Genomic DNA, 11,890 nt, shown 5'->3' on the forward strand with positions numbered 1-11,890 from the left:
GCCAAAGGCTTGACCTTTGACTTCTATAATGTCCGATACTTTTTCAACGCAAGAATATTTAAAATAATAAACAAGGCAGCAAAGAGGAATAGTGCAAACAGGTCTCCGCCAATCTCACCTAAACCTGCTCCCTGATACATGACGGCCTTTAGGGCATCACCTGCGTAATACATAGGGAATATTTTTGCAATCACCTGGAGCCAGTTGGCCATCCCTTCAAGTGGAAAGATACCGGCAAAAAACACTTGAGGAACGACGGCGATTGGAATGAATTGCATCATTTGAAACTCGGAAGCGGCAAATGATGATAATAAAATTCCTAAAGATAATGCAACTAAGGCTAGTAACAGGTTAATTAGTATGACGTGAAAAATGGATCCGACTAATACAATGTCTAAAACGTTGATCGCGTAAATGACGACAATAATTGTTTGGAGGACCGCAAAAATACCATACCCGATTAAATAGGCTGTTACCACCTCGGCGCGGCGGATTGGTGTGGAAATCAGCCGTTCCAATGTACCGGTTGTTCGTTCGCGCAGCAGCCCGATCCCGGAAATAATAAAGACAAAGAAGAAAACGAAGAAGCCGACTAAAATTGGGCTGAGTACATCAAAAAACACCGTGTCCTTATCCCCATAAACATATTTGGTTGTGATGCTTTGTTTCGCCAACCCGCCGGCAGCCATAGCCGGTAGTTGCTGGATCAGCTTCGCCTGAACCACTCCTGCAGAAGCCTGATTAATCTTCATTTGTAAAGCCTTTGCTTTGGTTGGATCATCGTTTCGCAGGGTTAATGTTAATGTTCCATTATCCTTGACTAGCAAGCCATCGAGATCATCATCTACCACTGTCTTTCCAGATACCTTTGAATAAGACTTTACATCGATATCCGCTTTTTTGATTGCTTTTACAAGAGTTTGATCAATTCCTTTTACTCCAAGCTTGGGATCGACCGTATTTCCGTTAAAAAGAAAGTACATTAAGGTAAGGATTAACAAAGGCGCCACGAACATTAACGCCAAGGTCCGTTTATCCCGCACCATTTGCTGACAAATTCTTTTGACTAACGCCCAAATTCTCATGATTGTTTCACCCCCGCCTTTAAAAATACCTCATCGAAGTGGTCAGCCTTGTAATATGCCTTTAATTCCTGAGGGGATCCGTTTGTGAGAATCCGTCCATCACGAACCATAGCTACGTAATCACAGCGCTCCGCTTCATCCATTACATGGGTAGTGACAATGATCGTTTTGTGTTCTTCCTTTTTTAAGCGAAGGAATTCATTCCAAATCGAAAGTTTTAGTTCCGGGTCGATGCCGACGGTTGGTTCATCCAGGATGAGTATTTTAGGATCCTGAATTAAGGCGATGGCCAGGGACAAGCGGCGCTTCATACCTCCTGAATAGGCAGATACCCGTTTCTTGAGCTGATCTGTCAAATTAACCAGATTGGCAACGTATGCAATGCGTTCTTTCTGCACTTCTTTTTTCAATTTGTAAAGCGAAGCAAAGAATTTTAAATTTTCTTCACCGGTTAACTCAACATATAGAGCATCGGATTGGGCCATATACCCAATTTCCTGTAAAATTTCGAGGTTCGGCATATCTTTGTCTAAGACATGAATCGTTCCGGCATCGGCTTTTTCCATCCCAACAATCATTTTGACAAGAGTGGTTTTTCCTGCACCTGAAGGCCCAATTAGTCCGTAAAGCTGGCCTTTATCAATTTCAATGCTGATATCATTTAAGACGGCCTTTTTATTAAAGCTCTTACTGACATGAGCCACTTTAATGGCAGCTTCCATACTGTATCCCCCCATAGAGAGTGTTTATAATTTAATTTTACCTTGTAAGCTGAATTACACAATAATCAAAAACCGACAATGTGTTGATTATTTTTTTAAAAAGCGTTGTGACAAAAATGGATAAAATGGTGCCACTCCAAAAAAAGGTGAGTTGAGACGTAAAATTAGATAGTGGTATAATATGTATATACAGCAATACCATTTCCAAACATGAAACAATCATCGATAAAGGGCAGGGAGATTATGACGGAGCAAACAAAAAAAATGTTCAGCATTCAGAAAAAATTAGTTATCGGGATTACAGCAGTTGCTTTAATTACTTATGGAATCAGTGCTATTTTTATCTTTTATCTGGCAGAATTGATCTCTAAATATACCAATTTATCTGTCAACTTTATTATTACGCTAACTCTTTTACTGGGAATACTATGGTGCGGAATCCTGGGGTACGTGGCTTCCCTATATATCACTCGGCCATTAAAGAGAATGGAAGAGTATGTGACTAGGGCAGCAAACGGGGATCTAACCAAACAGCTACCTCTTACTAAATCAAATGATGAGTTGCGATCATTGTCTGTTGCCTTTAATCATATGTTGAACAATCTTCAGGAAATGGTTCGGGAAATTGATATTAACTCAAATATGACGAATACAACTGTTGAACTAGTAACGGCAAAAACAAAAGAAGCAAATCAAGCATTTCAAATAGTATCGAATAATATAGAAGAAATTGATAGAGGGACGCAAAAAACGGAGATGTTAATGGAGCATACGGTTAACACGTTGTCTTCCTTGAAGGAAATTGCCGTCGTCATTCAGGAAAAAGCCAATGATACGAGTAATTTCACTAACAAGATGAATGAATCATTAAAATCATCTGTTGATTCTGTCGGAACGATTGTTGAGGGATTACAGAAAGTTGCGGATGAAAGTCAGTTATCTGTGAGTTCCGTTCTGCAACTAAAAAAATATGCCGAGGAAATCAACCGGGTGGTTACCATCGTTGGCGATATTTCCACACAAACAAACTTATTGGCGCTAAACGCCAGCATTGAAGCAGCGCGCGCCGGTGAACATGGAAGAGGATTCGCGGTCGTTGCAGAGGAAGTCCGGAAACTAGCGGATGAAAGTGCTGAATCGGTCAAAGAGATCACGAAATATATTAAAAATATCCAAATAGAAGTGGAAGAAGTGGTGAAGCGGATGACTTCACTCAGTAGCCAAACAGGTGAGCAGACTGATCACGGTAGGAAGGCTAGCGGAGATATGATGAAGATGGAAGAGGTCTCATTATCCATCATTGAGCAAATCTATGAAATTTACAGTCTCGTCAATAAACAAATGGATGTCATAGAACAAACGAACTCACAAGTCTTTGAAGTAGCCATCGTTGCCAAAGAAGCGGCAGTTTCCAGCGAACAGGTGACCGAATTCACAGCAAACCAATGCAGAATGATGTCCGAAATCGAAACCATCACAGTCGAACTGACCGAAAAAGCAAGCAAAATGCGCAAGACCATTGAAAAATTCGACTATTAGAAAAGAAAAAAATAGGAGTGTAAAAAAAAGACAAGCCGAATTTAACGGGTTTTATTGAAATATTTGCTTTAGGAGGAACTGACATACAAATCTATCAGCAAGAACCAACAAAGGAAAACAACCAAGATTTTACCGACTATGCTGAGGAATTACTAAAAGTAAAAATTTCAATCCAAATAAAGGTTATTTAGAGAAATAGGTTAAACACCTGTTTCTTTTTTTGTTTGTTAGAAAAAGGAAAATTAAGTTTGAATGGTAATCCAATTATCATGATATAAAAATGATGGATGATAGTTGATGTATATTGTGTATATACTGTATATTATATATATAAACAGTTATGAAAAAGAGGTTTTCATTTGTGAAAATAATAATTAAAAATACTTCTGAACAACCGTTATATCAACAAATAAAAGAACAAATTAAGGGTGGGATCCTTCGTAAGGAACTAAAGGAAGGTGAAAAACTTCCTTCTATTCGTAAATTAGCAAACGATTTACAGGTAAGTGTCCTTACGACAAAAAGAGTATATGACGAATTAGAGAGTGAAGGATTCATTATAACTCAAGTTGGAAAGGGGTCATTTGTAGCCTCAGAAAATATAGATATGTTATCGGAATCTAAGAGACATATGATTGAAAAAAAGCTATTAGAGGTCTGGCAAATGGCTAAAACATTTGGAATAACAAAAGAAGAATTAACTCTAATGATGGATATTATCTTTGAAGAGGGAGAAGAAGAATGATGAAGACTATTTTAGAGGTAAGAAACTTAAAGAAAGATTTAGATGACTTCAATTTAGATAATGTGAATTTTTCTTTAAAAGAAGGGTGCATAACAGGCTTTATTGGAGTTAATGGCTCTGGTAAAACTACAACGATAAAAACTATCCTTGGGCTATATCCAAAGGATGGAGGAAGCATAAGTGTTTTTGGTAAGGATATTGAAAAAAATGAATATAATGTTAAGAACCGTTTAGGTGTAGTTTTGGATGAAGGTTATTTTTATGAAGAGATGACCTTGAAAGAAATGAAGAGTGTTATTGCCCCTGCTTATGAAAATTGGGATGAAACTATTTTCTTAAATTATATCCAAAAGTTTGATTTAGATTTGCGTCAAAAAATCTCAAACCTATCCAAGGGGATGAGAATGAAATTCGCTATAGCATTAGCCATTTCCCACCATGCCGATTTACTAATAATGGATGAACCGACAAGTGGGCTTGACCCATTAGTTCGCAATGAATTAATGCAAATACTTCTGGACTTTATGGAGGAAGATGGGAAATCTGTTTTCTTTTCAACGCATATTACATCGGATTTAGATAAAATAGCGGACATGCTTATTTTTATTGATAAAGGTAGAATCATAATTAACGAGAGTAAAGATGAATTGTTGGATAGACATGCTTTAGTCAAGGGAGATAGTCATCTTATTAACGAAGAGACAAGCAAACTATTCCTGAGCATACGGCAGACCTCATTTGGATTTGAAGGGATCACTGATAAAAAGGAATTAGTTTGTGAACAAATGAACGATGTTGTTATCGAAAGACCTACCGTTGAAAATATAATGTTAGCTTATGTAAAGGAGGGGTATTAATGTTGTTTCATCTTGTAAAAAAAGATTTTATTTTGACAAAAAGGTATCTATTAATAATGCTTCTATTTGCAGTGGTAGCACCTATTTTTCTCTATTCACAGTCGGGACTAGATAATAGTGGCTTTGGAAGTTTTCTGATAACTGTTTTATTTTCGGAATATATTTTATTTAATACGGTTTCGATGCAAGAGGACAAATATAGGGGGTCAGCACTTATTTGCACAACTCCACATACGCGAAATGGAGTGATTAAAGCAAAATATCTATTTGTTCTTGTGATTTTTATTGGGTGTTTCCTATTGTATAACCTCGCAACAGCTATTAGTACATCCGTTGGATTGAAACAGTTGGATATTTTCAATGTAGGTACAGCTCTAATGATAATTTCTATCTTTTATGGGGTACTAATACCTGTTCAAACTAAACTGGGTTATGAAAAAACAAAGTATATTTTCTTTATTATAATCTTTTTAACACCATTTCTATTACCACGTATTATTGAATGGTACCAATCAATGAATTTTCATTTCAGTATTAGCTCGAGCCTTCCCTACAGTATTGGAGTATGGATTCCTTTTGCTGTATCTTTCCTGATTGGGTTAACGTCAATGTTACTATCAATTCAAATTTTTACAAATAAAAACCTATAACCCCATTCAGTATGGTGAGCATTAAATAAAGAAAAGCAGGTGAATTCCTAAGTGAATGAACTGCCCTGGAAATGTTAGACACTCTACTAACATTTCCAGGGTGTTTTTTTATGTTTTGCACCTCAAAATTGAAACGTTAGGATTACACGCAAGTCCTTATTTGGGTGGACACATAAGGGGGACAATAATGGTGACAGGCACCACTCGTGGACAAAGTACCCATTTTGTCCGCCTAGCGTGGACACTTATTTGAGTTGGGAAAATGAAAATGTTGGAATATTTGGGGCTTGGGCTGCAAAACCTAATATTGGTAATTTAATGTTTATGGAGGGTGGGTAGTTTTGATTATTAGTTTATTGGATGGATTCAAGTTTCAAACCCCCGTTTTTTTGAATTTACAGGGGGCAGCAGCGTTACTGTTTTATTTTACCTTGTACTCGTTTTTCGGATGGCTGTTGGAAAATGGGTATAACTTTTTTACAAGGGGAGAGTGGACCAAGCCGAATTTTTTATATGGCCCCTTTAAACCGATGTACGGTTTTGCTCCATTAGTTCTCGTGTTATTCATCACTTCTAAGACTCACTGGGCCGTTGTATTGCTCCTTTGCTTGTTCATTCCTACGATCGTGGAATATGTCAGTGGGGCTTTGCTGTACAAATTATTTAACCGACGCTGGTGGGACTATACGGAAACACCATTACAGCTGCACGGGCATATTTGTCTGCCTTTTTCCCTCTGTTGGGTGGCGCTTTCCGTGATCTTTCTTAAATGGATTCACCCTACAGTTGAATCGGTTTATGAATTATTTGAACCTTTTTGGACGTGGATATGGACGATCATCGCACTATACTTTATCGCAGACCTCGTTCTAACCATCCGGAGACATACATTACAAAATGCCATCACAAACGAAGAACCAACAAACCCGATTCAATAGGTATTCTTTTTGTCAGTTGAACTGGGCCTTTCACTGACAAAATTCCATCCGGATTGGTTTTGTGGTATAATTTAGTAAATGAATATTGTTCGGCAGAGGCAACTGAATAGATATTTCGCAAAAGCGAATGGGCAAACCTGAGAAGACACGTATACCGTCTTTTCGGGTTTTTTGTGTTTAAAGAAAGAGACACAGGACAGGGATGATATGAATGTTCGAGGAAATTTCAAATTCTTTTAAAAAATAGCCCAATTGAGTCATAGGAATTGATGGTAAATTGCTTTAAGTTAGAATTTGTCTATTTATGTATTCCTTAAAATAACGGTGCTAGAAAAGTTTTCTAAGGAAGGAAACGAATTATGAAAGTATTGGCGAAATGGATGGTTGTAGCTGCCTTAATGATGGTAATTCCGGAAATGAAGGCGTTTGCCGAAACCTCCCTGCAATCACGTATTAATGCGCTGCCTGTGGGAGGCACGCTTAAACTGGAAAAAGGTATTTATCATGAAGCCATTGTTATGAACAAACCAATGACTCTTGTAGGGACAAAGGGGGCTATATTTCAGACCTGCGGCTCTGATCCGGCCATCACGATCACCGGTAATAATGTCACGTTAAAGGGAGTGAAGCTAAAGCAATGTGCTGCATCAAAGGCAAAGGCCGTGATTTCTATCAGTGGAGATCAGCATCATTTGGAAGATCTGACAATAAGCACAGGCAATACCGGTATCAAATTAACGAACACCGTAAATTCTAGCCTGGAATCAATTAATATTACGGGACGGGGAAAGGAAAACGCCATCGATCTCTGGCAGTCCCCACACAACACCTTTGAAAACATCTCCATCCGTCATGTTCAGGACGGCTTTTACATGGAAAACAGCGACAAGAATTCGTTTCTCCATAACACCATCCAAGATTCACGCTACGGCATGCACATCATGTTTTCCGATCAGATTACCTTGAAAGGCAACACGTCGACCCGCAATATAACCGGGGCAATGGTCATGGGCACCCAACAAACCCTTATCGAGAAAAATAACCTGATAGCCAATAATCAAAATGTAAATGCCCAGGGTCTGCTTCTATACGATGTCCACCATTCGGTGATACAGAACAATCTCCTATCACAAAATCGAATCGGGATGTATATCGAGGATTCCAGCGGCAACCAAATCCATGACAACGAGGTCAATGCCAATTTTATCGGGGCACAAATTCGTCAGATAACCAAAAATACGATCAAGGGCAACTCGTTTATCGGAAATGTGAATGAAATCCAAGCAACTGATAGCAGCGATAACAAGTTGGAGAACAATTATTGGGATGCTGCCCTGAAATTGGATATTGACGGCGATGGTAAAAGCAATCTGCCATATCGGGCCGATCCGTATTTTCTGAATCTTACGAGGGAAACACCACCCTACCAACTACTGTTCCAACATCCGGGGCTCACCTTATTGCAAAAAATGCTGAAGAGTCCGGAGCCACTACTTGTTACTGATTCTGCACCGTTAATGAACAATCGACTACTCGAAAAACACCCGGAAAGGGAGTCTAACACAGCCCAATGGGGCATCAGTCTTATCATGATTTCAATCAGTCTACTAATGATTTATTTGGGGAGGAGAAAACAATGAAAAAAATTACTATTATTGCCGTCCTGGCAATGCTACTCATTGCAGGGTGTGGAAAAACTGAATATAAAGCCGTGGCCATTAAAGAGAAAACGGATAAGTGTGAGGTCTGCAATATGGCTGTGAAAAACAACGAGTTTGCCACGGAAATTATCCTGGATAACGGAAAATCAATCGTGTTCGATGACATTGGCTGCATGTTTAAATGGATCAAGGAAAACGAAGGCAAAAAAGTGGCCAATTCCTATGTCAAAGATTATCACTCCAAAGACTGGATTGAACTGGAGAAAGCCAGCTTTGTCTATGACAAGTCGATTAAAACACCAATGGCCTATAATGTCATTTCGTTTTCAGACAAAAAGCACGCCGAAAGCTTTATTGATGGCCACGATGGTAAACTATTAAGCTATGAAAAACTTCAACACCATTCCTGGAAACGAAACAAGGAAATGATGAAAAAAATGCACGAGCACATGAAAGGAATGGACATGAAAAAGTCTGAATCAGAGCACGACAAATAAAGAGTAATCTGTCTTTCTGCCTAAGGAGACTTGAAATATGAAAACGATACTGATTTCTGAATGGAAGACTATGACACGGCAGCGCTCTTATTACACTTTTTTTATCCTATGGGTGCTTGTTTTTTCTCTGCTATTTTTGCTAGAAAAAACAAATTCGGGTATTTCAGGGTTCACGAATATAACGGGTACCATTCTCAATATCATCCTTTACCTGCTGCCGCTGTTCATGCTAATCACTGGCTCCTTCTCGATTGCTAATGAAATGGAAAATGGCCAATGGCAGCTGCTCAGCACCTATCCTGTCAGTTTACTATCCTATTTACTGGGTAAATGCGGCGGACTGTTTACAGCACAAACGGTGATTTTTACATTAAGCTTTGGCTGCAGCATGGGGATTGGCCTCATAGCAGGTAATGCAATGACTCTTGGCTGGCTATTAAAAATCTACCTATTTTCAATCCTGCTAATCTACACGTTTATTATTTTTGGCCTCCTAATCGGAACCTGGGTGAAAACGAGATGGCAAGCCTTTACAATCTCAGTGGCAATGTGGTTTTTTCTCATAATGATTTGGCCGACGGCGCTCATTACTTTTCTTGGCCTTGTTCCCTATCCGGTGATTGAACCCATTATGAAAATGGCAATGATGCTAAATCCGGCTGAGTTTTTGCGCATCTTTTTCATTGTCCAATGGGATAGCGGCTCAGTATTCGGCCAATCTTATGATTCAATTGTCACATTATTCCATGCAGGGGCCGGCTGGTTGATTCTCTCTGCTTATCTGGCCATCTATTTGGTTGCGTTCATTTCCTTAGCTTTGCTATGTTTACAAAGGAGGAGGCAGTAATGACAAAGCGATTAGAAATGAAGGGAGTATCAAAGACCTTTAAAAATAAACCGGCGCTTCATCCGTTCTCTTTAACTGTAGGGGGCGGGGAGTGTGTGGCGCTTTGCGGAGGGAATGGTGCCGGAAAAAGCACGTTGCTAGACATCGTTGCAGGGATATCCGTGCCTAGTGAAGGCTCCGTGCTGATTAATCAGGTCGACCTTAAGAAAGACCGAGGAAGCTATGTATCATTCATTGGCTATATGCCCGATGATTTTTATGCTCAGGAAACCATGACGGTGACTGAGTTTCTCTCCTTTTATGGGGCTTTACGAAAAGTGAAAAAGGAGCGGGTCCAAGAGGTCATCCATATCTTGGGCCTAGAGACAAAAGAACAGGATCTAGTGAAACATTTATCAAAGGGGATGCGGCAGCGGCTGTTATTCGGACAGGCCTGGCTAGCTAATCCGGACGTCCTCATTCTAGATGAACCGACGAACGGATTGGATCCTTACTGGATCAGTGTGTTTATCGATCTATTAAAACAAATCAAAGCAGCTGGAACGACCATCATTTTTTCTACTCATATGATGGATGTAGCGGCAGAGGTTGCCGACCTAATCATTTTCATGGAGGATGGCCATGTCATTGAGGCAATTACGAATGACCATCTGACACCGGAGAAATTTATGGTGGAGTTGCTTGCAAGATACAGGGGAGTGGAAGAATAAATTGGTTATTTATGGTTTAATAGAGTAAGAGGAGGCGAAACAGGTGTCATACCGTACATTAAAAATCATCACAATTCTCTTGCCAACCTTACTCATTGGTGGTTTCGAGTTACTGCGTCACAGTGTCCTACTCCATGAACTATCTATGAAAACAGGAAATTATTTAATCACGATCTTAACCTTCCTCATTTCCTATGCCTTCTCTACCTGGATGTTTAAAACGATTCAAGACAAGAATCAACGGATTGCTTCCGAAAGAGCAATGCGAGCCGTTTATGAAGAGCGGGAAAGGCTAGCTAAGGAACTGCACGATAATATTGCACAAACGTTATTTTTATTAAAAGTCAATTTAAAAAAAGGAAAAGTGGATGAAGCCACTGGTCTGGTTCATTCAATCGATGCCAATGTCAGACAGGCCATTTACAACTTGCGGATGAGTCCAGATGATATGATGTCCTTTTCAAAAAGGGTGGAGAATTGGCTGAATGAGTGGAGCGCTGTGTCAGGAGTTGAACCATCTATTAACATTCAAATTCCCGAGGGGTATTTCAGCACTTTGGAAGAAGTCCAGTTATTTGGAATTATCCAAGAGGCCTTTATGAATATCCGCAAGCATTCCCAGGCAACTTCCGTCTCCTTGCAGCTGAAGCCCAATAATCTTGGTTGGGAATTGCGGATTGAAGATAATGGAAAAGGGTTTTCGCCAAAAGAAATCAAGGTAACCCAATATGGACTTGTCATGTTAAAGGAACGGGCTCAAAAACTGGAGGCAGATGTGGACATAGTTTCGGAACTAAATCAGGGAACGACGATTACGGTGAGAGGAGGAGTGAAATATGGTTCCATATCGATTGCTCATCGCGGATGACCATCCTCATGCCCGCCAGGCGATCCGGGAAATCCTAGAAGGGGATCCCCTGTTTTCAATCGTGGGCCAGGCCAAAAACGGTCATGAGGCCATCCAGCTTTGCGAAGAGCTAGTACCGGATATGTTGCTGATTGATATTGAAATGCCGGTGATGAACGGTTTAGAGGCAACAAAGCTAATCAAAGAAAAATTCCCTTACATGAAAGTCATCATATTGAGCGTGTCCGACCATGTGGGCGACTTATTTACTGCCATCCAATATGGTGCCCAAGGCTATTTATTGAAAAATATGGATCCGGATGAATGGCTCCAATATCTTCATTCGATTGTCGACGGTTCTGATCGGGTATCAAGGGACATGGCCTCAAAACTTCTCTACCAATTTCGAGAGCGGGATTTACAAAACACACCTACCATCAGTTCTTTAACACCTCGTGAAAAAGAAATTCTCCTTTTAGTTTCAGAAGGGCGAACCAATAAGCAAATTGCCGAACAACTATTCATTGCCGAAAATACGGTGAAAAATCACATTAAAAATCTCCTGGAAAAGCTAGAGCTGGAGAACAGAGTGCAATTAGCCTCCTATGCTGTAAAATTTCTTCATTGAAGTTATTTTCCAAAAAATAGGGAATAGTAATGGTGGCGGCAGGTCTTTTTTTTTTCCAATACATAAAAACAGTGAAGTGGGGTTTACGGTGTATAAAAAACAAGAACGAATGCTCATCTGGCTGACCTTTATTGTTGCTGCCATTTTAGGATTGTCAATCATAG

13 protein-coding genes are annotated in these 11,890 nt (G+C 39.7%); 11 read left to right on the plus strand and 2 right to left on the minus strand.

Annotation, left to right across the window (positions count from 1 at the left end; translation table 11 throughout):
- Positions 1-23: 23 nt before the first annotated feature.
- Both ACI3K6_RS09550 and ACI3K6_RS09555 read right to left on the minus strand, forming a co-directional pair.
- The gene (locus ACI3K6_RS09550) at positions 24-1,085 is read right to left on the minus strand and encodes an ABC transporter permease (RefSeq protein WP_435554635.1); all 1,062 of its coding nucleotides are present in this window, start codon (positions 1,083-1,085) and stop codon (positions 24-26) included.
- Entirely contained in the window at positions 1,082-1,807 is a 726-nt protein-coding gene (locus tag ACI3K6_RS09555) for an ABC transporter ATP-binding protein (protein ID WP_435554636.1), read from the minus strand. The genes ACI3K6_RS09550 and ACI3K6_RS09555 overlap by 4 nt, the downstream gene beginning before the upstream one ends.
- A 243-nt stretch (positions 1,808-2,050) precedes the next feature.
- Between ACI3K6_RS09555 and ACI3K6_RS09560 the strand changes: the two genes are divergently transcribed.
- The 11 genes from ACI3K6_RS09560 (at position 2,051) to ACI3K6_RS09610 (ending at position 11,726) form a co-directional block, all read left to right on the plus strand.
- Positions 2,051-3,346 carry a methyl-accepting chemotaxis protein gene (locus ACI3K6_RS09560; RefSeq protein WP_435554637.1) on the plus strand — a complete coding sequence of 432 codons (1,296 nt, stop codon included), beginning with the start codon at positions 2,051-2,053 and terminating at the stop codon, positions 3,344-3,346.
- 361 nt (positions 3,347-3,707) lie between these two features.
- Complete coding sequence (locus ACI3K6_RS09565) at positions 3,708-4,091, plus strand: GntR family transcriptional regulator (RefSeq protein ID WP_435554638.1); 384 nt, start codon at positions 3,708-3,710, stop codon at positions 4,089-4,091.
- Positions 4,091-4,948, plus strand: a complete 858-nt coding sequence (locus ACI3K6_RS09570) for an ABC transporter ATP-binding protein (RefSeq protein ID WP_435554806.1) — start codon at positions 4,091-4,093, stop codon at positions 4,946-4,948. The genes ACI3K6_RS09565 and ACI3K6_RS09570 overlap by 1 nt, the downstream gene beginning before the upstream one ends.
- On the plus strand, positions 4,948-5,598 hold the full coding sequence (locus ACI3K6_RS09575; RefSeq protein WP_435554639.1) for an ABC-2 transporter permease: 651 nt from the start codon (positions 4,948-4,950) through the stop codon (positions 5,596-5,598). The genes ACI3K6_RS09570 and ACI3K6_RS09575 overlap by 1 nt, the downstream gene beginning before the upstream one ends.
- A 341-nt stretch (positions 5,599-5,939) precedes the next feature.
- The gene (locus ACI3K6_RS09580; RefSeq protein WP_435554640.1) at positions 5,940-6,536 is read left to right on the plus strand and encodes a putative ABC transporter permease; all 597 of its coding nucleotides are present in this window, start codon (positions 5,940-5,942) and stop codon (positions 6,534-6,536) included.
- Positions 6,537-6,895: 359 nt separating this feature from the next.
- A complete protein-coding gene (locus tag ACI3K6_RS09585) occupies positions 6,896-8,176 on the plus strand; it encodes a right-handed parallel beta-helix repeat-containing protein (RefSeq protein ID WP_435554641.1) in 1,281 nt (426 codons plus the stop codon).
- Positions 8,173-8,694 (plus strand): nitrous oxide reductase accessory protein NosL, encoded by a 522-nt coding sequence (locus tag ACI3K6_RS09590; protein ID WP_335477237.1) that lies wholly within the window; start codon positions 8,173-8,175, stop codon positions 8,692-8,694. Before ACI3K6_RS09585 ends, ACI3K6_RS09590 begins: the two co-directional genes overlap by 4 nt.
- A 37-nt stretch (positions 8,695-8,731) precedes the next feature.
- Complete coding sequence (locus ACI3K6_RS09595; protein ID WP_435554642.1) at positions 8,732-9,541, plus strand: ABC transporter permease; 810 nt, start codon at positions 8,732-8,734, stop codon at positions 9,539-9,541.
- Positions 9,541-10,251 (plus strand): ABC transporter ATP-binding protein, encoded by a 711-nt coding sequence (locus tag ACI3K6_RS09600; protein WP_435554643.1) that lies wholly within the window; start codon positions 9,541-9,543, stop codon positions 10,249-10,251. The genes ACI3K6_RS09595 and ACI3K6_RS09600 overlap by 1 nt, the downstream gene beginning before the upstream one ends.
- A 43-nt stretch (positions 10,252-10,294) precedes the next feature.
- On the plus strand, positions 10,295-11,119 hold the full coding sequence (locus tag ACI3K6_RS09605) for a sensor histidine kinase (RefSeq protein WP_435554644.1): 825 nt from the start codon (positions 10,295-10,297) through the stop codon (positions 11,117-11,119).
- Positions 11,088-11,726 (plus strand): response regulator, encoded by a 639-nt coding sequence (locus tag ACI3K6_RS09610; protein WP_435554645.1) that lies wholly within the window; start codon positions 11,088-11,090, stop codon positions 11,724-11,726. Before ACI3K6_RS09605 ends, ACI3K6_RS09610 begins: the two co-directional genes overlap by 32 nt.
- The last annotated feature ends 164 nt before the right edge of the window (positions 11,727-11,890 follow it).

Source organism: Neobacillus solisequens (assembly GCF_051233465.1).
In the GTDB taxonomy this organism is placed as follows: domain Bacteria; phylum Bacillota; class Bacilli; order Bacillales; family Cytobacillaceae; genus Neobacillus.